Source organism: Achromobacter sp. FW305-C-28, from assembly GCF_058783235.1.
In genome coordinates this window covers 98,887-121,871 of sequence record NZ_JBYSYL010000006.1, presented here as the reverse complement: position 1 = coordinate 121,871, position 22,985 = coordinate 98,887, and the positions used below count along the sequence as shown (strand labels likewise).

The window sequence follows — 22,985 nt, the reverse complement described above, 5'->3', positions numbered from 1 at the left end:
CCACGGCGAACAGGCCCCGGAAAGACGGCATCAGTCCGTCTTTTGCGTCGTGCCGAAAATGCGGTCGCCCGCATCGCCCAGGCCCGGCATGATGTAGCCGTGCTCGTTCAGGCCGTCGTCGATGGATGCCGTGTAGATATGCACATCCGGGTGCTTGGACAGCACCGCGTCGATGCCGACCGGCGCGGCCACCAGCACCAGCGCGCGGATTTCCTTGCAGCCGGCGCGCTTGAGCAGGTCGATCGCGGCGACCATCGAGCCGCCGGTGGCCAGCATCGGGTCGACGATCAGGGCCAGGCGCTGATCCAACTCGCCCACCAGGCGTTCCAGGTAGGTATGGGCCTCCAAGGTTTCTTCGTTGCGGGCCACGCCCACCACGCTGACCTTGGCGCCGGGGATCAGGCTGAGCACGCCGTCCAGCATGCCGATGCCGGCCCGCAGGATGGGCACCACGGTGACTTTCTTGCCGGCGATCTTCTCGACCTGCACCGAGCCACACCAGCCTTCGACCGTGGCGGGGGCCAGCGGCAGGTCTTTGGACGCTTCATAAGTGAGCAGCGCGCCCACTTCCTGCGACAGTTCACGGAAGCTCTTGGTACTGAGGTCGGCGCGACGCATGATCCCGAGCTTGTGGCGGATCAGCGGATGGCGGATTTCGTGCACGGGCATGTGCGTAAATCTCCAGAATTATTGATAGACAGGGTGTTTCGCCTCAGGCGCCACCGTCACGCGGTGCGCGCCTGAGAATCGTAATCGGTTTATGGGAAACGCGGCGGATGGGCGCGCCGCGGCGCGCCCATCCTGCCCGCGCTATTGTTCAGCCAGCCAGGCGATGAGGGCGTCGTCGAACGCCCGCACGGCACCCGCCTGTTCGTGGTTGACGATGCTGACCACGACGAAGCGCTTGCCGCTGGCCCCCAGCACATAGCCTGCGATCGAGCGCACGTCGCGCAGCGATCCGGTTTTCAGGTGGGCCATGCCGGCAATGCCGTCGCCCTTCAGGCGGCGGCGCACCGTGCCGTCCACGCCTGCGATCGCGAAGGATGAAATGTACTCGGGCATGACCGGCGAGTTCCAGGCCACGGTCAGCATCGACGCCAGGCTGTCGGCGGACACCCGCGCTTCGCGCGACAGGCCGGCGCCGTTGTCGATCACCAGTTCCGGCATGTCCAGGCCCTGCTTGGCCAACAGGCCCTTGGCCACGGTCTCGCTGCTGAGCACCGTCGCGGGCCGGCGGCCGCGCTCGGCGCCCAGGGTCAACAGCAGGGTGCGCGCCATGACGTTGTTGCTGCGCTTGTTGATCTGGCGGATCACTTCGGCCAGGGTCGGCGAATCGTGCGAGGCCAGCACCACGGCGTCGCCGGGCACCACGCCCGTGCGGACCTGGCCCTTGAAGGTGCCGCCCAGTTCCTTCCAGAGCATGCGGAAGACTTCGGTGGCATAGTCGTTCTGCGACAGCGCCAGGCGGTACAGGCTGAATTCGCCGCAGGAACCGGCCACCTTGCCGCTGACGCGCAGCGTCACGCCCTGCTGGGTAATGACGGGGTCGGTCTGGACCACGGGCGCGCCGGGGCAGCGCACGTCGCTCCAGTCCACCTTGCCTTCGATCTTCAGGCCGGGCAGCGGCGGGTCGATCAACGGCACCCATTTATTGGCGGCCGGATCGGGGCTGAACAGGATGCGCACGGCGCCAAAGCCCACCATCAGCGCGTCGGGGCTGGCGTTGTAGGCACGGTCGGGCGCGCCGTCGAAGGCGCCGGGGTCGGTCGCGACCTGGCCGAAAATGCTGCGGTCGATCACCAGGTCGTTGATCTGCTTGACCCCGCGCAGGCGCAATTCGCGCAGCAGCGCCCACAGGTCCTGCATCAGGAATTGCGGGTCGCCGCCGGCGCGCAGGTACAGCGGACCGGGCAACACGCCGCGGGCGTCCGGCCGGGCGCCCGGCTCGGTCATGAAATCGGTGCGCCAGACGTAATTGGGCCCCAGTTCGGACAGCGCCGCCCAGGTGGTGACCAGTTTCATCACCGATGCCGGGTTGCGGGCTTCCTTGGCGTTCAGGGTCGCCAGCCGCGGACCGCCGACCTCTTGCACCACCAGCGACAGGGCGCTGTCAGGCAGCTTGGTGGCCTTCCAGGCGTTGACCACGCTGGGCGGCAGGCCGGGCACCTGCGCGCAGGCATTGCCGGCGGCCAGGGCCAGCAACCCGCCAGCCAGCCATCGCGCCGGCCCGCTCCACCGCTTTTTCCCTGATCCTGTCATGCCCTGTCCACCTGGTTGCCTGTCCCGCGAAACCGAGAGCATACAAAACCTGGGACGGTTACGGGTGGCGGCGGGTCGATGCCCCGCGCCGAGCCGCCCCGTTCGGGACGATTCGGCGGCATCCGGGCGGCCCAGGCCGTCGATCGGCCGGCAACCGTGCCGCCCGTCAAGCGCAGGCGGCTACTGCAGTTTCCACTTGCCGCCCGCCACGGTCGCCATGACCAGCGCGCGTTCGTCCAGGCCGTTGTGGTCGGTGGCGCTCATGTTGACCACGCCGGTGGCCGTCGGGAGGTTCTTCACGTTTTCCAGTGCGTCACGCAGCGCCGCGCGAAATTCCGGCGTGCCCGGCTTGGCCGACTTCAGCGCCACGGGGATGGCCTGTTGCAGCAGCAAGCCCACGTCCCAGGTATAGGCGGCGAACAGGGACACGCTGCCAGGGCCGTTGGCCGCCTCGTACTTCTTGGCGAAGGCCCGCGCCGTGGCCTTGACCGGATTGCTCTCGGGCAGCAGGTCGGCCACCATCACCGGCCCCACCGGGACCCAGGCGCCGTCGCAGGCCGTGCCGCACACCCGCAGAAAGTCGTTGTTGGCCACGCCGTGGTTGAAATAGATCTTGCCCTGGAAGCCGCGCTCGCGCAGCGCCCGGGCTGGCATCGCGGCCGGCGTGCCGGACGCGCCCACCACCACGGCGTCCGGGGCGGCGCCGACCAGTTTCAGGGTCTGCGCCACGGCCGACGTGTCGGTGGGCGCGAAGCTTTCGCGGCCCACGATCTCGATGCCGTGCTGCCTGGCCGCCTTTTCCACTTCCACCCAGAAGGTTTCGCCCAGTGCGTTGTTGAAGCCGATGAAGGCCAGCTTCTTCACGCCGTTGGCGGCTGCGTGGCGGGCGATGCCTTCGGCCATCAGGGAATCGGAATGCGGCGTCTTGAAGACCCAGCGGCGCTTATCGTCCACCGGGTCGATCAGGCGGGCCGACGACGCCAACGTGATCACCGGCGTGGCGCCGCTGGCCACCGTGTCCAGCATGGCCATGGTGTTGGGGGTGGTGGTCGAGCCGACGATCAGGTCGACCTTGTTCTCGGAAATCAGCTTGTGCGAATTGCTGACCGCCCGGGTGGTGTCGGACGCGTCGTCCAGCACCACGTATTCCACCTTCACGCCACCGATCTCCGTGGGCAGCAGGCTGATGGTGTTGCGTTCAGGGATGCCCAACGAGGCCTGGGGGCCGGTGGTGGACAGGGTGGCGCCGATCTTCACCTGGGCCAACGCGGGTGCGGCGGCCGCGACCAGCAGGGCCGCCAACGCGGCCTTCAATGTGCAACGGGGGGTCATGCGTCGTCTCCTTTGGGGCGCGGATATCGTTATGCGTCTTGCCGATCCGCTACGGCGTGAAAGCGTTATACGACGGGAACCCCCGCTTGCGGCAGGAAAGCGCCCTTATGGAAAACCAGCGCCCCGCCGTCGTCGTCCGGAGCGTGCAGGCGCAGCACCTCGCCGATCAGCACGGCGTGGTCGCCCACTTCCAGGACCTGACGAGTGGCGCACTCGAAGCGCGCGGCGCAGGCGTCGAACACCGGGATACCGTCCTGCCCCACATACCAGTCCAGCCCTGCGTAACGGTCGGCCACCGGCTGCGAAAACACCCGCGCCAGGTCGCGTTGGGGCGCCCCCAGCACATGGATGGCAAAGCCGCCCTGCGCCATGAAATCGCCGTAATGCATGCTGGCGCGGCGCAGGCTCCAGAGCACCAGCGGCGGGTCCAGCGACACCGGGGCGAAGGAATTGACCGTCAGGCCGATGGGCCCCTGGGCGCCGGCGGCGGTCACCACCGTGACGCCGGTGGCGTAGCGCCCCAGCGCCTGCCGCAGGCGAACGGGGCTGAGATCAAGGGTGGCGCAGGTCATGGGGGGCTCCGGCGGTTCGGCGAGGGCGGGACGGTCTTGCGGGCAAAAGCGCGCGTGCCCGGGAAGGCACGCGTACCGCCGTCAGGCCGGCTGGACGGCAGCCCGGCGCACACCCGACAGCGGCAGGGCCTCGTCCATCAGGCGCTGCATCGAATCCAGCACCCGGTCCTGCGGCATGAGGCCGAAATTGTGCAGGCTCATCACGTGGTCCAGGCCCATGTCGGCCAGCCGTGCGAGCTTGTCGGCCACGGTGCGGGGCGAGCCGAACAGCGACAGGCCGCTGGCGATGATGTCGTCGTAGACCTGTTTGCGGGCGTACAGGCGCGTTGCCACATACAGGTCAAAAGCACGGGCGGCGCGTACGCGGGCCTCGTCGTCGGTGGCGGCGACGTGGGTGTGCAGCGCCACGGCCGCCATGCCGGTGGCGTCTTCGATGCCGGCTTCGGCCAGGCCGCGGCGGTAGTCCTGCATCATCAGGCCGATCTCTTCGAAGTTGTCGACCGCGGCGTAGGGCACGAACAGCATGCGGCGCCCCTGGCGGCCCACGTGGTAGGCGGCCTCGCGGCGCAGGATCGCCACGTAGACGGGCACCGGCTGCTGCACCGGCTGCACGTTCAGCCGGACCTCGTGAATGCGATTGAACTTGCCTTCGTAGCTGACCCGTTCGCCGGACAGCAGCCGCTCGACCAGCATCAGGTTTTCGTCGAAACGCTCGCGCTTGACGGCGGGGTCGACGTCGTAGCCCTCGAACTCGTGCTTCAGGTAGCCCGAGCCCACGCCCAACGACAGCCTGCCTTGCGAAAGCTGATCCACCAAGGCATAGTTTTCCGCCACCGTCAGCGGGTTGTGGAAGGTCAGGATCGAAATCGCCGTGCCCAGCCGCAGGCGCGTCGTCTGCTGCGACAGGGCCGCCAGGAACACCGCCGGATTGGGCACCGCACCGTATTCATGGAAGTGGTGCTCGGCCACCCAAAAGGTGTCGTACCCCCACTGTTCGGCCTGGCGGGCCTGCTCCAGCACCTGGCTGTACAGCTGGCCCAGGCTGCGGGACTGGTCGGGGTAATGGTCTTGGACCGAGAAGATGGACAGCTTCATGGTTGTCTCCGTATTTGTCCGCGGCGGCGCGCTGATGTATTTTTTAGTGATACGCGTATTCTAATAAGAGACGAACTGATGTCAACAGAGAGCAGCACCGGGATCCAGTCCGCCGAAATCGCCCTGGACGTCCTGACCCGGCTGGCCGAGCTGGGCGGCCCCGTGTCGGTGTCGGAACTGGGCCGCAGCCTGGACATGCCGCGCGCCAAGGCGCACCGCTACCTGGTGTCGCTGGAGCGGCGCGGCTATGTCGAGCAGGACCCCGCCAGCGCCCGCTACCGGCTGGGGCCGCAGGCCCTGCATACGGGGCTGGCCGCGCTGGCCGAGGTGGATTTCGTGAAACTGGCGGCCGGCTGCCTGGAAGACCTGAGCGCGGCCATCGGCCAGACCGTCTTCATTTCCATCTGGGGCCAGCACGGCCCCACCATCGTGCAATGGCGCGACGCCCGCCTGCCCGTCACGGTGAACGTGCGGGTCGGCTCGGTGCTGCCGCTGCTCAACAGTGCCACCGGGCGCGTCTTCGCGGCCTGGCTGCCCGAGGCGCTGGCGCTGCCACGCGCCCTGCAGGAATGGGATGCGGCGCAGCGCCAGGGCGCCGACCCGGCGGGCCTGCTGGGCGATCCCGCCGGCCCCGCCCTGGCCACGGCCGATGTTGCCGACCCTGCCGCCGTCCTGCGCCGACGCTGGCTCGCCACCCGCGAACGCGGCTACGCCTGCGTCAGCGGCCACCTGCTGCACGGCATCGACTCGGCCGCGCTGCCGGTGCTGGACGCCCAGGGCCAACTGGCCGGGGCCATCACCGGCCTGGGCCTGCACGGCGGCTTCGACCTGTCGCCGGACGGCGCGCCGCTGCGCGCGCTGGCCGCAGCGGCGGCCGATTGCTCGCGCCGGCTGGGCTGGCGCGGCGGACGCTGAACCGGGGGGGCCTGGGCGTGGCCGCCCCGGCCAACCGCCCTTTTTCCCAGCCCCTTTACAATAGCGAGTTGCCCCAGAGCCGGCCCCCGGGCCTGACTCGTTTTTTCGCCGCCCCATTGCCGGCGGCCCGGCGCCCTTGCTGCGACCTTCGCCACGCCCGCCCCCTGATACCGATATCCCGTGCAAGCCCTTACCGTTTCCGACTTCGACTACGAGCTGCCGCCCGAGCTCATCGCGCAGACGCCCGCCGCCCAGCGCACGGGCAGCCGGCTGCTGCACCTGGACGGCGCCAGCCAGCTCCATGACCGCCGCTTCGCCGACCTGGAAGGGCTGCTGCGCCCCGGCGACCTGCTGGTGTTCAACGACACCCGCGTGATCAAGGCGCGCCTGGCCGGCCACAAGGCTACCGGCGGCAAGATCGAAGTGCTGGTCGAACGCATCACCGACACCGACCGCGCCCTGGCGCACGTGCGGGCCAGCAAGTCGCCCGGCCCCGGCATGGTGCTGCGCCTGGCCGACGCCTTCGACGCCACCGTGCTGGGCCGCGAAGGCGAACTGTTCGACATCCGCTTTCCCGGCCCGGTGCTGGACCTGCTGGATGCGCACGGCGCCACGCCGCTGCCGCCCTACATCACGCACGAGGCCGACGCCGGCGACGACGACCGCTACCAGACCGTCTACGCCCGCGAACCCGGCGCCGTCGCCGCCCCCACCGCCGGCCTGCACTTTGACCAGCCCACACTGGACCGCCTGACGGCCCTGGGCGTGGACCGCGCCTTCGTCACCCTGCACGTGGGCGCCGGCACCTTCCAGCCCGTGCGCGTGGACAACCTGGCCGACCACATCATGCACGCCGAGTGGTTCACCGTGCCGCAAGCCACCGTGGACGCCATCGCCGCGGCCCGCGCCAAGGGCGGCCGCGTCATCGCGGTGGGCACGACCAGCGTGCGCGCCCTGGAATCCGCCGCCGCGCAGACCGAAGGCCGCACGGCCCCCGGCCTGCCGCTGGCCGCCGCCCAGGGCGACACCCGCCTGTTCATCACCCCTGGCTACCCGTACCGCGTCGTCGACGCCCTGGTCACCAACTTCCATCTTCCCCAGTCGACCTTGCTGATGCTGGTGTCGGCGCTGGCCGGCGTCGAGCCGATCCGCCGCGCCTACGCCCACGCCGTGGCCCAGCGCTACCGCTTCTTCAGCTATGGCGACGCCATGTTCATCGAATCCCCTGCCCCATGACCGGACTGAATTTCGAACTGCTCGCCACCGACGGCGGCGCCCGCCGCGGCCGCATCACGCTGAACCACGGCGTGGTGGAAACACCCATCTTCATGCCCGTGGGCACCTATGGCAGCGTCAAGGCCATGATGCCGCACGAGCTCAAGGAGATCGGCTCGCAGATCGTGCTGGGCAACACCTTCCACCTGTGGCTGCGCCCGGGCACGGAAATCATGGAAAAGCACGGCGGCCTGCACGGCTTCATGCAGTGGGACAAGCCCATCCTGACGGATTCGGGGGGGTTTCAGGTGTTCAGTCTGCAGGGCATGCGCAAGATCACCGAGGAAGGCGTCAAGTTCGCCTCGCCCATCGACGGCGCGCGCCTCTTTCTGACGCCCGAAGAATCCATGCGTATCCAGCGTTCGCTGAATTCGGACATCGTCATGGTGTTCGACGAATGCACGCCCTATGAAATCGACGGCCGGCCCGCCACCGTCGAAGAGGCCGCCCGGTCCATGCGCATGTCGCTGCGCTGGGCACGCCGCTCGCGCGAGGAATTCGACCGCCTGGAAAACCCGAACGCGCTGTTCGGCATCGTCCAGGGCGGCATGTACGAGGCGTTGCGCGACGAGTCGCTGGCCGGCCTGCAGGACATCGGCTTTCATGGCTACGCCATCGGCGGCCTGTCGGTGGGCGAGCCCAAGGAAGACATGATGCGCATCCTGGCGCACGTCACGCCCAAGCTGCCGGCCCAGGCGCCGCGCTACCTGATGGGCGTGGGCACGCCGGAAGACCTGGTCGAGGGCGTGAGCCGCGGCGTGGACATGTTCGACTGCGTCATGCCGACCCGCAACGCGCGCAACGGCTGGCTGTTCACCCGCTTTGGCGACGTCAAGATCCGCAACGCCAAGTACCGCGACGACACCCGCCCGCTGGACCCCAGCTGCGAATGCCACACCTGCGCGCACTTTTCGCGCGCCTACCTGCACCACCTGCAACGCGCCAACGAAATCACCGGCGCGCGCCTGAACACCCTGCACAACCTGCACTTCTACCTGACCATCATGAAGGAAATGCGGGAAGCCATCGCCGAAGGCCGCTTCGACGCCTGGCGCGCCCAATTTGCCGCCGACCGGGCGCGCGGGGTGGAATAGATACGGCCGGCTGACGCCGGCCTTGTCTTGCCATGTGTTTGTGGGGCATCCCGAACCGGAACGCAGCGGGCAGCTATTGCGGCGGCCACTGCTGGGCGGCATGCAAAATCCGCAAGACACGCACTATGGCCACATCTGCCGCGTACACAACAATGTAGTTCGCACGCACCACCATTTCGCGCGTGCCGGGCATTTTGCCAGGACGATACAACATGGGATGGGCCGGCAATTGCCTCGCCTTCGTTCAATATCGTCTTTCAGCCGTTGCGCCGCATCGGGATTGTCATCCGAGATGTAATCGACAATCGCCAGCAAATCGGCCCGCGCGGTTGGCGACCATTCAAGCCTTGGCACGGCGCTTGCGGTCGATAAGCGCCTGAGCTTCGTCCATCACCTGCTCGTGGGGGATACCCGGCCGGGTATCAGCTAGCGCTTCCTGAACCTTGGCGCGAAACCACACGTCGTGAGCTTGCGCATCGGTCGTCAACGCGGCGGGCAGGCCCCCTTCCTTGGACACGCGAGTCAGCAGAATACGCACGGCATCCGAAATCGTCAGTCCGAATTCGGCCAGCTTTTCGGTGGCATCGGCCTTGAGCTTGTCATCCACGCGCACGTGGAGCATCGAGGTTTGGGGCATGGGAGACTTCCGTTGGAAAACGTCCAATCAGCGTATCTCAAATGAGATACGCAAGACCCCAAATGAGCGCGTTTTGCAGACACAATAACGAGCGACACTGACCGGGACTTTTAATTCACCATCCCGCCCCCACATGACGGTCTACGCTAGAACAGTTGCCCCGCCGCCGGGCCGCCCCAAGGCGGGGCAGCTCCCACGAGGGGCAGTTGGCGCACGAAGTGCGCGCGGCGTGGGGGTCTAAATGCCCGCGGCGTGGGGGCCTTAAACCTCGCTACAATAGTCGGCTTGCCCTATCCATGGCTCGCGCGGGGATGGGCGCAGAACAAGATCGACGACAGCTCGATACAAACAAACCCAAACAGACTATACGCAGGAGAATTACATGTCCGCTATCGATACCGCCAGCCTCGTCGTGGCCCAGGCTGCCCCGGAAGGCAATGCGCTGATGGGCATGCTGCCCATCATCCTGATGTTCGTGATCCTCTACTTCCTGATGATCCGTCCCCAGATGAAGCGCCAGAAGGAACACCGCAATCTGATCGCCGCCCTGGCCAAGGGCGACGAAGTCGTCACCGCCGGCGGCATGCTGGGCAAGGTCACCAAGGTGAACGACAGCTACGTCACCGTCGAAGTGTCCGAACTGGCCGACAAGCCGGTCGAGATCATCATGCAGAAGTCGTCGGTCTCGACCGTTCTGCCCAAGGGAACCATCAAGGCCCTGTAAGCGTCCCATAGGAGCGCCGCCGGGCCCCGGGGTCAGGCGGCGCCGCTCCGCCGCCCGCCGCGCCTGTCGCCCGGGCGGCCCTTTCATCACTCTTACATGAAGTAGCCGGCAATGAACCGCTATCCCCTCTGGAAGTACATTACGGTCCTGATTGCGGTCTTTATTGGCCTGCTCTATACGCTTCCCAATTTCTACGGCGAGTCCCCCGCCGTCCAGGTTTCCAGCGCCAAGGCCACCATCAAGGTGGATACGGCCATGCTGAGCCGGGTCGAGCAGGTACTGGCCGACGCCAAGATCCCCAACGAAGGGGTCTACTACGAACAGAACGGCACGCTCGGCACCGTGCGCGCCCGCTTCACGTCGACCGACCTGCAACTGCAGGCGCGCGACCTGATCGACAAGTCCCTCAATACCGTCCAGGGCGACCCCCACTACACCGTGGCGCTGAACCTGTTGCCCGCCTCGCCCACCTGGATGCGCGCGATGGGCTGGTTCGCCCCCAAGCCCATGTACCTGGGCCTGGACCTGCGCGGCGGCGTGCACTTCCTGCTGCAAGTGGACATGCAGGGCGCCCTGACCGCCCGCTACGATTCCCTGGCCGCCGACGTGCGCTCGGTGCTGCGCGACCAGAAGGTCAACGTGGCCGGCGTCGAACGCTCGGGCATGGGCGTGGCCGCCACCTTCGCCAACTCGCAGGACCGCGACCGCGCCATCTCGACGCTGCGCACCCGCCTGCCTGACCTGGAATTCACCGAAAGCGAAGAAAACGGCAAGCTGCTGCTGATGGGCGCGCTGAATCCGGCCGCGGTCACCCGCGTGCAGGACTCGGCCCTGAAGCAGAACATCAACACGCTGCACAACCGTATCAACGAGCTGGGCGTGGCCGAACCGGTCATCCAGCAACAGGGTTCGGACCGCATCGTGGTGCAGTTGCCCGGCGTGCAGGACGTGGCCAAGGCCAAGGAACTGCTGGGCCGCACCGCCACGCTTGAAATCCGCATGGTCGACGATTCCCCCGCCGCGCAAGCCGCGCTGCTGGGCGGCTCGGTGCCGTTCGGCCTGGAACGCTATTCCGACCGCGACGGCCGCCCCATCCTGGTGCGCCGCCAAGTCGTCCTGACCGGTGAAAACCTGCAGGATGCCCAGCCCGGCCGCGACTCGCAGACCCAGCAGGCCGCCGTCCACCTGACGCTGGATTCCAAGGGCGCCCGCATCTTCCGCGACGTCACCCGCGACAACATCGGCAAGCGCATGGCCATCCTGCTGTTCGAGAACGGCAAGGGTGAAGTCGTGACGGCCCCCGTCATCCGCAGCGAAATCGCCGGCGGCCAGGTGCAGATCTCGGGCAGCATGAGCTCGGAAGAAGCCGCCGACACCGCCCTGCTGCTGCGCGCCGGCGCGCTGGCCGCGCCGATGTCGATCATCGAAGAACGCACCATCGGCCCGAGCCTGGGCGCCGACAACATCTCGAAGGGCTTCCATTCGACGTTGTACGGCTTCCTGGCCATCGCGGTCTTCATCATCGTCTACTACCACCTGTTCGGCGTGTTCTCCACCGTCGGCCTGACCCTGAACGTGCTGCTGCTGCTGGCCCTGCTGTCGATGCTGCAGGCCACGCTGACGCTGCCCGGCATCGCGGCTATCGCGCTGACACTGGGCATGGCCATTGACTCGAACGTGCTGATCAACGAGCGGATCCGGGAAGAACTGCGCGCCGGGGCGTCGCCACAACAGGCGATCCACCAGGGATTCGAACGCGCGTGGGGCACCATTCTCGACTCCAACCTCACCACGCTGATTGTCGGCCTGGCCCTGCTGGCATTCGGTTCCGGTCCCATCCGCGGCTTCGCGGTGGTGCATTGCCTGGGCATCCTGACCTCGATGTTCTCGTCCGTCGTGGGCGTGCGCGCGCTGGCCAACCTCTGGTACGGCCGCAAGAAGAAGCTCACGTCGATTTCCATCGGCGAAGTCTGGAAGCCGAAGACCAACTGAACATGAGTGCGGGCGGCCACGCCGCCCGCCACCGACAAGCCAGGGCAAAAAATGGAATTTTTCCGGATTCACCGCACCATCCCGTTCATGCGCCACGCGCTGGTGCTGAACATCATCAGCCTCGTCACGTTCGTGGCGGCGGTCTTTTTCATCCTTACGCGCGGCTTCCACCTGTCGATCGAGTTCACCGGCGGCACGGTCATGGAAGTCAACTACGCCCAGACGGCGCAGCTTGAAAACGTGCGCGGCGTGGTCTCCAGGCTGGGCTACACCGATTTCCAGGTGCAGAACTTCGGCACCTCGCACGACGTCATGATCCGCCTGCCCCTGCAGGAAGGCCAGACCTCGGCCACCCAGAGCGAGACCGTCATGGCCGCCCTGAAGACCGCGGACCAGGGCGTGGAATTGCGCCGGGTCGAGTTCGTGGGCCCGCAGGTGGGCCAGGAACTGCTGCACAACGGCCTGATGGCGCTGCTGGTCGTGGTCATCGGCATCATGGTGTACCTGGGCTTTCGCTTCGAATGGAAGTTCGCCGTCGCCGGCGTGATCGCCAACCTGCACGACGTGGTGATCATCCTGGGCTTCTTCGCCTTCTTCCAGTGGGAATTCTCGCTGTCGGTGCTGGCGGGCGTGCTGGCGGTGCTGGGTTACTCGGTGAACGAATCCGTGGTCATCATGGACCGGATCCGCGAGAACTTCCGCAAGTACCGCAAGGCGGATGTGCACGAAGTCATCAACAGCGCCATCACGCAGACCATCTCGCGCACCATCATCACCCACGGCTCGACCCAGATGATGGTGCTGGCCATGCTGTTCTTCGGCGGCCCCACCCTGCACTACTTCGCCATGGCCCTGACCATCGGCATCTGGTTCGGCATCTACTCGTCGGTGTTCGTCGCCGCCGCGCTGGCCATGTGGATGGGCGTCAAGCGCGAAGACCTGATCAAGCCGGTCAAGAAGGAAGGCGAGGAAGGCGAAGCCGCCTGATCTTTCCGCCCCTGAAGAAAAACCCGTCGCATTGCGGCGGGTTTTTTTATGGGCGGAGGAGTTGCGGTCGCTACGAATAGCCCGCAATTCAGCTTGAAGATATTCTGGTCTTCCTCCAACAATCCAACAGGAAATAGCTGTCATGCGTGAAGCGGGCACGTTGACATGGTCCTTCTCGAACGGACGTCGCAACGGCCTCAAATCTTACCCAACACGACATATCCCAAATTCGGGGCTACGCCCTAGGCAGGATTTCGTCAACGCAGTTACGGCAGGCATTGGCTAGCCTCCTGGCACCACTGTACTGACCGCCCCCGCCCAGGTGTACGGGTACGGTGTCCCTTGTATTCGATACCATAGGCGCCATGAAACTCGTCCTCGATCATCTCGCCGTCGCCGCCGCCGACCTGGACAGCGGCACCCGCCATGTGGCCGACCTGCTGGGCATTGCGCCCGCGGGCGGCGGCGCGCATCCGCGCATGGGCACCCACAACCGGGTGCTGGGCATGGCGGGCGGCGTGTACCTGGAAGTCATCGCCATCGACCCCGATGCGCCGGCGCCGCAGCGGCCGCGCTGGTTCGGACTGGACCAGCCCGCCCTGCGCGCACGCCTGGCCGACGGCCCGTTCCTGGCGCATTGGGCGGCGCGCGTCACGGCGCCTGACGACCTGTCCGACTGGCAGGCCCGGCACCCCGACCGCATCGCGCCCGCCATTCCCATGACGCGCGGCGACCTGCGCTGGCGCCTGACCGTGCCGGACGACGGCAGCCTGCCTTCCTGGCGCGACGGCGACCAAGCCGCAGGCGACGGCCTGCTGCCCACCCTGATCCAATGGGACGTGGAAGCCTATCCCGGCGTCAGCCTGCCCCGCCAGGCGCTGACGCTGCAATCCCTGGCCGGCACCCATCCGCGCGCCGCCCTGCTGCGCCAGGGGCTGGCATGGCTGGGCGCCGATCACCTGATCACCGTCGAGCAGGCCGACGGCCCGCCGCGCCTGCAAGCCCGCATTGAAACCGCCCAGGGCGTAAAGACCCTCACATAGGGTCCAGGCCCTGACGCCTGCCGGCCCTGCCCCACCCCACAACAGAACGAGAGACACCCCATGACCGCCCCCATCAAGCGCTTCGACGACGAACCCTATCTGCAGCAGTGCGAGGCCACGGTCACCGCAGTCACCCCCGAAGGCATCGAACTGGACCAGACCGTCTGCTACGCCCGCAGCGGCGGCCAGGCGGGCGACAGCGGCACCCTGACCTTGCCGGGCGGCCAGGTGCTGGCGCTGGCCGACACGGTCTACGCCGATGATCGCAGCCGCATCCTGCACGTGCCCGCCGAAGGCGCCGCACTGCCGCAAGTGGGCGACCGCGTCAGCGTCGCCATCGACTGGGCGCGCCGCCACAAGCTGATGCGCCTGCATACCTGTCTGCACTTGCTGGGGTCGCTGGTGCCGGCGCCCGTCACCGGCTGCAGCATCTCGCCCGACTCGGCGCGCATCGATTTCGACCTGCCCGAATCCACGCTGGACAAGGTCGACCTGACCGAACGCCTGAACGCGCTGATCAACGCCCGCACCGACGTGGCCGTCAACGCCATCACGCCCGAGGAACTGGCCGCCCAGCCCGACCTGGTGCGCACGGTGGGCGCCGCGCCGCCCGCCGGCACGGCGCGCATCCGCATCATCGAGATCCCCGGCGTGGACCGCCAGCCTTGCGGTGGCACGCACGTGGCCAACACGGGCGAAATCGGCCCGATCACGGTCACCAAGATCGAAAAGAAAAGCCGCACCAACCGGCGCGTGGTCGTCGCCTTCGCCTGAGCGCCACGCACCGGACCCGCGCGTAGGCGTTGATCTCGCCCCCCCAAGAAAAAGGCTGCCAGGACGGCAGCCTTTTTTTCCGGCGAAGGTCTCGCTCGCTGGCCGGTTCAGCCTTTTTTCCACCAGCGCCACGGCGCGCGCAGCGGCCACTGATAGCGGCTGCACAGGATGCGCGGGGCCAGCAGGTGGCCGACGGCGATGGCGATGCCGGCGGCGGTCATGACGTCGGACAGGTAGTGATCCAGGTTCACAAGGCGGCTGACGGCAACCAGCGCTCCCAGCGACAGGAAGGCCCAGCGCCAGCGCGGCGCCAGGATGCCCAGCACCACCGCCACGGCAAAGGCCGCGTAGGTGTGGCTGGACGGAAAGGAATTGAACTGCTGGGCGCGCGAGAACGATTCGCCCAGCCCGTAGATGCCTTTTTCGAAGAACAGCTCGGGCCGGGCCCGCGCCACGGAACGCTTGAGGATCAGCACGATCAGCCCGCCCACCGCCATGGTGGACAGCATCAGCAGGCTGCCGCGCGCCATGCTGGCAAAGCTCATGCGCACCGGGTTGCTCCAGCCGCGCGCCAGGCCGGCCAGGCCAACGATGTAGAACGCCAGCGCCACGCCGATGTAGCGGCCGCTTTCGCCCAGTTCGCCGATCCATTCGAACGATTCGTTGACGCCGTCGCTGACCGAATGCCGGATCCAGACCGCCAGCGGCAGGTCGATCCACAAGGCGCTGGCGGCGGCGATCAGCGCCAGCAAGGCGCCAGCAAGCAGCCACGCGCGGGTGGACAGCGGATTGCGGAATTCGTCGGCAGCGGCAGCCGGAGCAACGGCCGTGGGCGCGGCCACGGGGGGCATGAGAGGATTCGGCGTCATCGGACCGTTGACGTAAAGATAATTATTATCGGAAAGGGAATCGGCGAAGGCCAGCTATCGTAACGGCCCCGGGTGACCAATCCAAGAAGGAAATTTGCAGCAAGGGGTAAAATTCCGCCTTTCCCTTCTTCTGCCCCCGGGATCTACACCCGTCACGGCGATCAATATGCAAGAAACTTCCCTCAAGCGCGCGCACGCCGCGCCCGACGGCGCCCCCGCCGCCGCCCTGTCCCCCGACGCCGCCACCGGCGCGCCCCGCAAGCTGTATATCCGCACCTTCGGCTGCCAGATGAACGAGTACGACTCGGACAAGATGGCCGACGTGCTGCGCGGCGACCAGGGACTGGAACTGACCGACAACCCGGAAGACGCCGACGTCATCCTGTTCAACACCTGTTCGGTGCGCGAGAAGGCCCAGGAAAAGGTCTTTTCCGACCTGGGCCGCGTGCAGCACCTGAAAAAGACCAACCCGAACCTGGTGATCGGCGTGGGCGGCTGCGTGGCCAGCCAGGAAGGCGAGGCCATCGTCAAGCGCGCGCCCTATGTGGACGTGGTGTTCGGCCCGCAGACCCTGCACCGCCTGCCCGACCTGATCAAGCGCCGCCGCGAACAAGGCCGTTCGCAGGTCGACATCAGCTTCCCGGAAATCGAGAAGTTCGACAACATGCCGCCCCCGCGGGTCGACGGCGCCACGGCCTTCGTGTCCATCATGGAAGGCTGTAGCAAGTACTGCAGCTTCTGTGTCGTGCCCTACACGCGCGGCGAAGAAGTCTCGCGCCCGTTCGACGACGTGCTGATCGAAGTGGCCGACCTGGCCGACCAGGGCGTCAAGGAAGTGACGCTGCTGGGCCAGAACGTGAACGCCTATCGCGGCCGCATGGCCGACAGCGACGAGATCGCCGATTTCGCCATGCTGCTGGAATACGTGCACGAGATCCCCGGTATCGAACGCATCCGCTACACGACCTCGCATCCCAAGGAAATGACCCAGCGCATGGTGGACGCCTACGCGCGCCTGCCCAAGCTGGTGTCGTTCCTGCACCTGCCGGTGCAGGCCGGCAGCGACCGCGTGCTGGCGGGAATGAAGCGCGGCTACACCACGCTGGAATTCAAATCGGTGGTGCGGCGCCTGCGCGCGGCGCGCCCCGACCTGACGCTGTCGTCGGACTTCATCGTGGGCTTTCCCGGTGAAACCGAGGAAGACTTCGAAAAGACCATGAAGCTGATCGAAGACGTGGGCTTCGATACCTCGTTCTCGTTCGTGTATTCGCGCCGTCCCGGCACGCCGGCAGCCGACCTGCAAGACGACACGCCGCAAGACGTCAAGCTGCGCCGCCTGCAACGCCTGCAGGCGCTGATCAACGAGCAGGCGGCCACCATCGCCCGCAACATGGTCGGCACCCGCCAGCGCCTGCTGGTCGAAGGCCCCTCGCGCCGCGATCCCAACGAATTGATGGGCCGCACCGAGAACAACCGCATCGTCAATTTCGCCGCGCCCGCGCGGCTCATCGGACAAATGGTCGACGTCATCATCACCGAAGCGCACACCAATTCGCTGCGCGCCCGGGTGGCTGACGTCGACCGCGTTCCCCAAGAGGCCGAATGACCACTTCCCGCCCCCGCGCCCGCCGCAGCATGCCCGCCGTCGTCACCCTGGACGGCGACAACACCCACCTGGCCAATCTGTGCGGCCCGCTGGACGAAAACCTGCGCCAGCTGGCCGATGGCATGGGCGTGAAACTGTCGCGCCGCGGCAGCCGCGTCACCATCGAAGGCGAACGTGCCGAACTGGCCGGACGCGTCCTGCGGCGCTTTCACGAGCAAGCGGTGCACCGCGCGCTGTCGGTCGACGACATCCAGCTGGGCCTGGTCGAGATCGGTGTCGGCCGCCAGGAAGACAAGCTGCAGGAAGCGCCGGTCCACGAGGCCGACCCGCTGCCCGCGCTGGACGACGAAAGCGACGGCATCGCCCTGCGTACCAAGCGCAGCGACCTGCGCCCGCGCACACCGCGCCAGCGCGACTACCTGAACAACATCCTCAAGCATGACATCACCTTCGGCGTGGGCCCGGCCGGCACCGGCAAGACCTGGCTGGCGGTGGCCTGCGCCATCGACGCGATGGAACGCGACACCGTGCAGCGCCTGGTGCTGACGCGCCCGGCGGTCGAAGCCGGCGAACGCCTGGGCTTTCTGCCCGGCGACCTGGCGCAGAAGGTCGACCCCTATCTGCGACCGCTGTACGACGCGCTCTACGACCTGATGGGCTTCGAGAAGGTGCAGCGCCTGTTCGAAAAGCAGACCATCGAGATCGCGCCGCTGGCCTACATGCGCGGCCGCACCCTGAATCACGCCTTCGTCATCCTGGACGAGGCGCAGAACACCACGCCGGAACAGATGAAGATGTTCCTGACCCGCATCGGCTTCGGCAGCAAGGCCGTCATCACCGGCGACCCGTCGCAGGTGGACCTGCCGCGCGGCCAGGACAGCGGTCTGGCGCACGCGGTCAAGGTGCTGCACGACGTGCAGGGCATTGCCACCACCCGTTTCACCAGCCGCGACGTGGTGCGCCACCCCTTGGTGGCCCGCATCGTCGACGCCTACGATCGCGCTTCCGAAAATGACGCCTGATCTGTCCCTTTCCGTCCAGTATGGGGTCGAAGAACCCCGCCTGCCCCGCTGGCGCCTGCGCCGCTGGGCCGAGCGGGCGCTGGCCGCCGCGGCCGAGGACGGCCTGGTCGAATTCTCGGCCGCCGAGCTCAGCCTGCGGCTGGTGGGCGCTGCCGAAGGCCGCCGCCTGAACCGCGATTTCCGCCAGCGCGACTACGCCACCAACGTGCTGACGTTCGAATACGGCGTGGACCCGCTGGGCGTAGCCCGCGGCGATATCGTGATGTGCGTGCCGGTGCTGGTGCGCGAGGCCCGCGAACAACGCAAGGCGCTCCTGGACCACGCCGCCCACCTGACGCTGCACGGCGTGCTGCATTCGCTGGGCTACGACCACATCAAGGCGCGCGACGCCCGCCGCATGGAAGCGCTGGAAACCGCCACGCTGGCCCGCATGGGTATCGCCGACCCCTATTTCGCCCCTTGATACCGGGCCTGGGGTCAACCCTGACAAATCGGCGTGAAATGGCGTCCTACAAGGCGCAGATCGCGTCGGTTACCCCCATTTTCGGACTCGGCGTTACAAATCGGGCGCCAGTTTCGGTTATGCTGGCCCCTCCATAACTTGTCCTCCCGGACGATGTCTGACCCTTACCCTGCTCCCGAAGCGACCCCTGCTCGCTCAGCCAAACCCGCCACCAAATCCCTTCTAGACCGCCTGCTTTCCCTTGTGCGCCGCGAGCCCGAGGACCGTGAAGGCATCAAGGCCATCCTGGAAGCCGCACACGACCGCAACTTGCTCGACGCGGAGTCCTACAAGATGATCAAGGGCGCGCTGGCCGTGTCCGAGGGCACCGTCGGCGACATCATGGTTCCGCGTTCGCGCATGGACCTGCTCGACGTCACGCAGCCCATTCCCTACCTGGTGGCCTCGGTGATCGAAACCGCGCATTCGCGGTTCCCCGTGTACGAAGGCGACCGCGACAACATCATCGGCATCCTGCTGGCCAAAGACCTGCTGCGCTGCATGCTGGAACCCGGCATCGAAGTGCGCACGCTGGTGCGCCCGGCCGTGTTCATTCCCGAATCCAAGCGCCTGAACGTGCTGCTGCACGAATTCCGCGCCAGCCGTAACCACCAGGCCATCGTCATCGATGAGCACGGCGGCATCTCGGGCCTGGTCACCATGGAAGACGTGCTCGAACAGATCGTCGGCGACATCGAAGACGAATTCGACGAAACCGAAGAAGACTCGATCTTCCCCGAAGGCGAAAACCAGTGGCGCGTGCTTGCCGCCACCGACATCTCGCACTTCAACGACGTGTTCGGCTGCCAGTTGCCCGACGACGAATACGACAGCGTCGGCGGCTGGATGGGCGGCCAACTGGGCCGTATTCCGCGCCGCGGCGATACCGCCGAATTCGACGGCCTGAAGCTGGAAGTGGCCCGCGGCGACGCGCGCCGCGCCATCTGGCTGCGCGTCAAGCGTGGCACGGCCGCGCGCAACGTTTCCCCCACTGACAACGCATGACCCGCAGCACTCGCAGCCGGCTCCTGCGCGGCGCCGCCGGCCTGACGCTGGCTGGCGCCGTCCATGCCCTGACCTTTGCGCCCGGCCCGCTGCCCGATTGGGCGCTGGCCATCACGCAGATCCTGGCGCTGGCGGTGGCCGCCCGCGTCACCCTGTACGCCCCGACGGCCCGCCAGGCCTGGGGGCGAGGCTGGCTGTTCAGCTTCGTGACCTACGCGCTGGGCCTGTACTGGATCTTCATCAGCCTGCATCGCTACGGCGACCTGGCCGCGCCGCTGGCCGTGGCCGCCGTGCTGGCCTTGTCCGCCTTCCTGGCGCTGTTTCCGGCCACGGCGGGCGCGCTGGCGCGGCGCTATGCGCCGCTGGCGCACGATTCCACGCCGGCCCGCGTGCTGTCGGCCACGCTGGCCTGGGGTGCGCTGTGGGCCGGCTTCGAGTGGGTCCGCGCGGTGCTGCTTACCGGCTTCCCGTGGCTGAACATCGGCTACGCGCAAGTCGACAGCCCCATTGCCGGCTGGGCGCCGCTGCTGGGCGTGCACGGCATGGCGTTCGTATCGGCGTTCGCGGCCGCCGCCATCGCCAGCCTGTGGCGGCCGGTGGGCGACCAAAAACAGGCCCGCGATGGCCGCCGTGCACTGTCAGCCGGCGTGGCGCTGGCACTGGTTGCCGTGGGCTGGCCGCTGTCGCGCATCGATTGGTCCGCCCCCAGCGGCGAGCCGCTGAACGTGCGGCTGGTCCAGGGCAACATCGAGCAATCGCAGAAATTCGACCTCGCGCTGCTCGATCAAAGCATCCGGCGCCACCTGGAACTGGCGGCCCTGCCGCCCGCGCCGGGCGTGCCGGCGCCGCAAATGATCATCCTGCCGGAAACGGTGATGCCGGTCTTCCAGGATCAGCTCGATCCGCGCGTGTGGGAAACCTGGCGCCAGGTCGCGGCGCGGCAGAACGCCGTGGTCGCCATGGGCGTGCCGGTGCACGACGTGGTGAACGGCCGCGACCGCTACACCAACAGCGTGCTGGGCTTTGACGGCCAGACGCCGGCCATGCAATTGCTGGGCGGCGCAACCGCCATGCGCTACGACAAGCGCCACCTCGTGCCGTGGGGCGAATACGTGCCGCCGGGCTTTCACTGGTTCGTCGACATGCTCGACATTCCGCTGGGCGACTTCGACCGGGGCCCCGAACGCCAGACGCCGTTCGCCGTGGGCGGCCAGCACATCGCCTTCAACATCTGCTACGAAGACCTGTTCGGCCCCGACCTGCTGCCCGCGCTGCAGTCGGGTCCCAACGGCGAACCGGGCGCGACCATCCTGGTCAACGTCAGCAACCTGGGCTGGTTTGGCGATTCCTGGGCTTTGCGCCAGCACTTGCAGATCGGGCGCCTGCGCACCATCGAAACCGCCCGTCCCATGCTGACCGCCACCAACACCGGCATCACCGCAGCCATCGATGCCAAGGGCCATGTCGCGGCCCAGCTCGCGCCGTTGCAGCCGGGGGTGCTGCCGGTCGTGGTGCAGGGCATGACGGGGCTGACGCCTTACGCGCGCTTTGGCGACAAGTCGGCCCTGGCGCTGATCGGCCTGGCGCTGATCGCCGCCTTCGGCACCAACCGCCGCACGCGGCGCGGCTGATTTCGCGCGGGCGTCCGCCCGCCGTCTTTGCCCGCCGTCTTTGCCCGCCTTTATTTGCGCGTTCTTTTTTTGCCCGTCATCTTGGGTGCCCGACCCGCCTTCCAGCGGGCCGTGCAACGGTTTCAGGCATTCCGTTCAAGCAAACAGATTGGCCGGCAACGCGCCGCTGTCGTCTTCCGGACGCAGCGGCCCGAAGCCCGCGCCCGTCAGTTCGATGGCGTTGGCAATGCGCGCCATGTCATCGGCATCCAGCTCCAGTTCGGCAGCCCCCACCACGCCATCGACCTGCGCTGCATTGCGCGCCCCGACGATGGCGCCCGTGACGCCCGGCCACGCCAGTGTCCAGGCGATGGCCACCGCCGCCTGCGTGGCGCCATGGCGTTCGGCAATGGGTTTCAAGGCTTCGGCCAGGGCCAGGTTGCGCGCCAGGTTGGGCGCCTTGAATTCGGGGCTGCGCGAACGCCAGTCGTCCTGGCGCAAGGCCTGCGCGCGCTCGGCGGTAAAGCCGCCGCTGAGCAATCCCGATTGCATCGGGCTGTAGACAATGACGCCGGTGCCGTTCTGCGCGCACCACGGAATCAGGTCGGCGGCGGCGCTGCGCTGGATCGCCGAAAACGGCGGTTGCAACGATTCCACGTGGCCCAGTGCTTCGGCGTCCTGCAACTGCGCCAGGTTGTGGTTCGACAGGCCCACCGCGCGCACCTTGCCCGCTTGCTTGAGATCCAGCAGTTCCTGCCAATAGGCTTCGAGCGGCGTGCCGTCGCCCGCGGGCCAGTGCATCTGGTAGAGATCGATACGTTCGACGCCCAGGCGGCGCAGCGAGCCTTCGATTTCACGGCGGATGCTGGCCGGCGCGCCGTTGCGCCGCGGAGTCGCCTGCCGCTGGTCGGCAGACCACGTCAGGCCGCACTTGGTGAACACGTAGGGCCGCTCGCCGGGACTCATCTGCGCCAGCGCGCGCCCGACGATTTCCTCGGAATGCCCCAGTCCGTAAACGGCGGCGGTGTCGATCCAGTTGATGCCGCGATCGACTGCCAAGCGGATGGCCGCGATGGAATCCGTGTCGTCCTGCGGCCCCCAGCCGATCGCCCAGTCGTTGCCGCCCATGGCCCAGGCGCCCAACCCGATGCGGGTGATGGACATGTCGCTGCGCCCCAACGGACGCGTGGGAAAAGAAGTCTTTGTGCTCATGCGAAAAAAATCTCCTGCCGGCAAGACATCATGGCGGGGCCGGACACCGCTGGCCCCCAGCATCCACGATAGCACTCGGCCAAGCCCTTGATTTTCCGGGGATCATCGCGGCATCCGCGGGCGTTTCCGAACGCCAGGAAACGCCGCCGATGCGCATCGATCGGGACGCGGTCGCCACTCATACGTCCCCTTGAATCAAAAAACCTCTCAACTTTTTCATTTTTTGCATCACATCGACTTGCACACCCCATTTAGTTCGTGCATAATCTCGTTTCTTCGCCAACGGCACTAAACAAAACCGGCAACGAACCACGAAAAACGGCACTGAAAAGCGCCAGAAATCGTGAAAACGTTGAAGGATTTTAGAGCCGGTTGTGACCAGGGGGTATAGCTCAGCTGGGAGAGCGCTTGCATGGCATGCAAGAGGTCAGCGGTTCGATCCCGCTTACCTCCACCAGTC

The 22,985-nt window shown here is 67.1% G+C and carries 21 protein-coding genes, 1 tRNA gene and 1 pseudogene; 14 read left to right on the top strand and 9 right to left on the bottom strand.

Annotated elements, in window-relative coordinates; all coding sequences use genetic code 11:
* Positions 1-30: 30 nt before the first annotated feature.
* The 5 genes from upp to AC3WMR_RS16555 form a co-directional block, all read right to left on the bottom strand.
* Complete coding sequence (upp, locus tag AC3WMR_RS16575; protein ID WP_175194101.1) at positions 31-669, bottom strand: uracil phosphoribosyltransferase; 639 nt, start codon at positions 667-669, stop codon at positions 31-33.
* A gap of 141 nt (positions 670-810) precedes the next feature.
* Positions 811-2,259: a D-alanyl-D-alanine carboxypeptidase/D-alanyl-D-alanine endopeptidase gene (dacB, locus tag AC3WMR_RS16570; RefSeq protein WP_492264137.1), complete on the bottom strand. Its 1,449-nt coding sequence runs from the start codon at positions 2,257-2,259 to the stop codon at positions 811-813.
* A gap of 180 nt (positions 2,260-2,439) precedes the next feature.
* Positions 2,440-3,591, bottom strand: a complete 1,152-nt coding sequence (locus AC3WMR_RS16565) for an ABC transporter substrate-binding protein (protein WP_492264138.1) — start codon at positions 3,589-3,591, stop codon at positions 2,440-2,442.
* Positions 3,592-3,656: 65 nt separating this feature from the next.
* Positions 3,657-4,163, bottom strand: a complete 507-nt coding sequence (locus AC3WMR_RS16560) for a flavin reductase family protein (RefSeq protein ID WP_492264139.1) — start codon at positions 4,161-4,163, stop codon at positions 3,657-3,659.
* An 81-nt stretch (positions 4,164-4,244) separates the two neighbouring features.
* Positions 4,245-5,258 carry an LLM class flavin-dependent oxidoreductase gene (locus tag AC3WMR_RS16555; protein ID WP_492264140.1) on the bottom strand — a complete coding sequence of 338 codons (1,014 nt, stop codon included), beginning with the start codon at positions 5,256-5,258 and terminating at the stop codon, positions 4,245-4,247.
* Positions 5,259-5,336: 78 nt separating this feature from the next.
* Here AC3WMR_RS16555 and AC3WMR_RS16550 point away from each other — a divergent pair, with 78 nt between their 5' ends.
* The 3 genes from AC3WMR_RS16550 (at position 5,337) to tgt (ending at position 8,542) form a co-directional block, all read left to right on the top strand.
* A complete protein-coding gene (locus tag AC3WMR_RS16550; protein WP_492264141.1) occupies positions 5,337-6,173 on the top strand; it encodes an IclR family transcriptional regulator in 837 nt (278 codons plus the stop codon).
* A gap of 180 nt (positions 6,174-6,353) precedes the next feature.
* Positions 6,354-7,409, top strand: a complete 1,056-nt coding sequence (gene queA, locus AC3WMR_RS16545; protein WP_492264142.1) for a tRNA preQ1(34) S-adenosylmethionine ribosyltransferase-isomerase QueA — start codon at positions 6,354-6,356, stop codon at positions 7,407-7,409.
* Entirely contained in the window at positions 7,406-8,542 is a 1,137-nt protein-coding gene (tgt, locus tag AC3WMR_RS16540) for a tRNA guanosine(34) transglycosylase Tgt (protein ID WP_025137318.1), read from the top strand. Before queA ends, tgt begins: the two co-directional genes overlap by 4 nt.
* Before the next feature lie 73 nt (positions 8,543-8,615).
* Here tgt and AC3WMR_RS16535 read toward each other — a convergent pair.
* Both AC3WMR_RS16535 and relB read right to left on the bottom strand, forming a co-directional pair.
* Positions 8,616-8,896 (bottom strand): annotated as a pseudogene (locus AC3WMR_RS16535) (type II toxin-antitoxin system RelE/ParE family toxin).
* Positions 8,883-9,179 carry a type II toxin-antitoxin system RelB family antitoxin gene (gene relB, locus AC3WMR_RS16530; protein WP_492264143.1) on the bottom strand — a complete coding sequence of 99 codons (297 nt, stop codon included), beginning with the start codon at positions 9,177-9,179 and terminating at the stop codon, positions 8,883-8,885. Before relB ends, AC3WMR_RS16535 begins: the two are co-directional and overlap by 14 nt.
* Positions 9,180-9,561: 382 nt before the next feature.
* Between relB and yajC the strand changes: the two genes are divergently transcribed.
* The 5 genes from yajC to AC3WMR_RS16505 all read left to right on the top strand — a co-directional run bounded on the left by yajC (position 9,562) and on the right by AC3WMR_RS16505 (position 14,699).
* Positions 9,562-9,903, top strand: coding sequence for a preprotein translocase subunit YajC (gene yajC / locus AC3WMR_RS16525; protein ID WP_006390891.1), 342 nt, complete (start codon positions 9,562-9,564; stop codon positions 9,901-9,903).
* Between the two features lie 111 nt (positions 9,904-10,014).
* Positions 10,015-11,895, top strand: a complete 1,881-nt coding sequence (gene secD, locus AC3WMR_RS16520; protein WP_492264144.1) for a protein translocase subunit SecD — start codon at positions 10,015-10,017, stop codon at positions 11,893-11,895.
* A 51-nt stretch (positions 11,896-11,946) separates the two neighbouring features.
* Positions 11,947-12,882, top strand: a complete 936-nt coding sequence (gene secF, locus AC3WMR_RS16515) for a protein translocase subunit SecF (RefSeq protein WP_492264145.1) — start codon at positions 11,947-11,949, stop codon at positions 12,880-12,882.
* A gap of 365 nt (positions 12,883-13,247) precedes the next feature.
* The gene (locus AC3WMR_RS16510; protein WP_492264146.1) at positions 13,248-13,925 is read left to right on the top strand and encodes a VOC family protein; all 678 of its coding nucleotides are present in this window, start codon (positions 13,248-13,250) and stop codon (positions 13,923-13,925) included.
* A 60-nt stretch (positions 13,926-13,985) separates the two neighbouring features.
* Complete coding sequence (locus tag AC3WMR_RS16505) at positions 13,986-14,699, top strand: alanyl-tRNA editing protein (protein ID WP_492264147.1); 714 nt, start codon at positions 13,986-13,988, stop codon at positions 14,697-14,699.
* 107 nt (positions 14,700-14,806) lie between these two features.
* Here AC3WMR_RS16505 and AC3WMR_RS16500 read toward each other — a convergent pair whose 3' ends face one another.
* The gene (locus AC3WMR_RS16500) at positions 14,807-15,568 is read right to left on the bottom strand and encodes a phosphatase PAP2 family protein (RefSeq protein ID WP_492264148.1); all 762 of its coding nucleotides are present in this window, start codon (positions 15,566-15,568) and stop codon (positions 14,807-14,809) included.
* Between the two features lie 166 nt (positions 15,569-15,734).
* Between AC3WMR_RS16500 and miaB the strand changes: the two genes are divergently transcribed.
* The 5 genes from miaB to lnt all read left to right on the top strand — a co-directional run bounded on the left by miaB (position 15,735) and on the right by lnt (position 21,334).
* Positions 15,735-17,174, top strand: coding sequence for a tRNA (N6-isopentenyl adenosine(37)-C2)-methylthiotransferase MiaB (miaB, locus tag AC3WMR_RS16495; RefSeq protein ID WP_492264149.1), 1,440 nt, complete (start codon positions 15,735-15,737; stop codon positions 17,172-17,174).
* On the top strand, positions 17,171-18,196 hold the full coding sequence (locus AC3WMR_RS16490) for a PhoH family protein (protein WP_025137311.1): 1,026 nt from the start codon (positions 17,171-17,173) through the stop codon (positions 18,194-18,196). Before miaB ends, AC3WMR_RS16490 begins: the two co-directional genes overlap by 4 nt.
* Positions 18,186-18,659 carry an rRNA maturation RNase YbeY gene (gene ybeY, locus AC3WMR_RS16485; protein ID WP_175194078.1) on the top strand — a complete coding sequence of 158 codons (474 nt, stop codon included), beginning with the start codon at positions 18,186-18,188 and terminating at the stop codon, positions 18,657-18,659. Before AC3WMR_RS16490 ends, ybeY begins: the two co-directional genes overlap by 11 nt.
* A 153-nt stretch (positions 18,660-18,812) precedes the next feature.
* Positions 18,813-19,703: a CorC family transporter gene (locus tag AC3WMR_RS16480; RefSeq protein WP_492264150.1), complete on the top strand. Its 891-nt coding sequence runs from the start codon at positions 18,813-18,815 to the stop codon at positions 19,701-19,703.
* A complete protein-coding gene (lnt, locus tag AC3WMR_RS16475) occupies positions 19,700-21,334 on the top strand; it encodes an apolipoprotein N-acyltransferase (RefSeq protein WP_492264151.1) in 1,635 nt (544 codons plus the stop codon). The genes AC3WMR_RS16480 and lnt overlap by 4 nt, the downstream gene beginning before the upstream one ends.
* A 135-nt stretch (positions 21,335-21,469) precedes the next feature.
* On the opposite strand, the gene AC3WMR_RS16470 is transcribed toward lnt, so the two are convergent.
* Positions 21,470-22,525, bottom strand: coding sequence for an aldo/keto reductase (locus AC3WMR_RS16470; RefSeq protein WP_492264152.1), 1,056 nt, complete (start codon positions 22,523-22,525; stop codon positions 21,470-21,472).
* Between the two features lie 381 nt (positions 22,526-22,906).
* Between AC3WMR_RS16470 and AC3WMR_RS16465 the strand changes: the two genes are divergently transcribed.
* Positions 22,907-22,982 (top strand) — tRNA-Ala (locus tag AC3WMR_RS16465).
* The last annotated feature ends 3 nt before the right edge of the window (positions 22,983-22,985 follow it).

What these genes read in the sequence shown, in the direction of transcription:
- AC3WMR_RS16560 (WP_492264139.1), bottom strand. Translation starts at nt 4,163, where the DNA reads ATGACCTGCGCCACCCTTGATCTCAGCCCCGTTCGCCTGCGGCAGGCG.
- AC3WMR_RS16480 (WP_492264150.1), top strand. Translation starts at nt 18,813, where the DNA reads ATGTCTGACCCTTACCCTGCTCCCGAAGCGACCCCTGCTCGCTCAGCC.
- upp (WP_175194101.1), bottom strand. Translation starts at nt 669, where the DNA reads ATGCCCGTGCACGAAATCCGCCATCCGCTGATCCGCCACAAGCTCGGG.
- AC3WMR_RS16565 (WP_492264138.1), bottom strand. Translation starts at nt 3,591, where the DNA reads ATGACCCCCCGTTGCACATTGAAGGCCGCGTTGGCGGCCCTGCTGGTC.
- miaB (WP_492264149.1), top strand. Translation starts at nt 15,735, where the DNA reads ATGCAAGAAACTTCCCTCAAGCGCGCGCACGCCGCGCCCGACGGCGCC.
- AC3WMR_RS16490 (WP_025137311.1), top strand. Translation starts at nt 17,171, where the DNA reads ATGACCACTTCCCGCCCCCGCGCCCGCCGCAGCATGCCCGCCGTCGTC.
- AC3WMR_RS16555 (WP_492264140.1), bottom strand. Translation starts at nt 5,258, where the DNA reads ATGAAGCTGTCCATCTTCTCGGTCCAAGACCATTACCCCGACCAGTCC.
- tgt (WP_025137318.1), top strand. Translation starts at nt 7,406, where the DNA reads ATGACCGGACTGAATTTCGAACTGCTCGCCACCGACGGCGGCGCCCGC.
- dacB (WP_492264137.1), bottom strand. Translation starts at nt 2,259, where the DNA reads ATGACAGGATCAGGGAAAAAGCGGTGGAGCGGGCCGGCGCGATGGCTG.
- AC3WMR_RS16550 (WP_492264141.1), top strand. Translation starts at nt 5,337, where the DNA reads ATGTCAACAGAGAGCAGCACCGGGATCCAGTCCGCCGAAATCGCCCTG.
- AC3WMR_RS16510 (WP_492264146.1), top strand. Translation starts at nt 13,248, where the DNA reads ATGAAACTCGTCCTCGATCATCTCGCCGTCGCCGCCGCCGACCTGGAC.
- relB (WP_492264143.1), bottom strand. Translation starts at nt 9,179, where the DNA reads ATGCCCCAAACCTCGATGCTCCACGTGCGCGTGGATGACAAGCTCAAG.
- ybeY (WP_175194078.1), top strand. Translation starts at nt 18,186, where the DNA reads ATGACGCCTGATCTGTCCCTTTCCGTCCAGTATGGGGTCGAAGAACCC.
- secD (WP_492264144.1), top strand. Translation starts at nt 10,015, where the DNA reads ATGAACCGCTATCCCCTCTGGAAGTACATTACGGTCCTGATTGCGGTC.
- AC3WMR_RS16470 (WP_492264152.1), bottom strand. Translation starts at nt 22,525, where the DNA reads ATGAGCACAAAGACTTCTTTTCCCACGCGTCCGTTGGGGCGCAGCGAC.
- AC3WMR_RS16500 (WP_492264148.1), bottom strand. Translation starts at nt 15,568, where the DNA reads ATGACGCCGAATCCTCTCATGCCCCCCGTGGCCGCGCCCACGGCCGTT.
- yajC (WP_006390891.1), top strand. Translation starts at nt 9,562, where the DNA reads ATGTCCGCTATCGATACCGCCAGCCTCGTCGTGGCCCAGGCTGCCCCG.
- lnt (WP_492264151.1), top strand. Translation starts at nt 19,700, where the DNA reads ATGACCCGCAGCACTCGCAGCCGGCTCCTGCGCGGCGCCGCCGGCCTG.
- AC3WMR_RS16505 (WP_492264147.1), top strand. Translation starts at nt 13,986, where the DNA reads ATGACCGCCCCCATCAAGCGCTTCGACGACGAACCCTATCTGCAGCAG.
- secF (WP_492264145.1), top strand. Translation starts at nt 11,947, where the DNA reads ATGGAATTTTTCCGGATTCACCGCACCATCCCGTTCATGCGCCACGCG.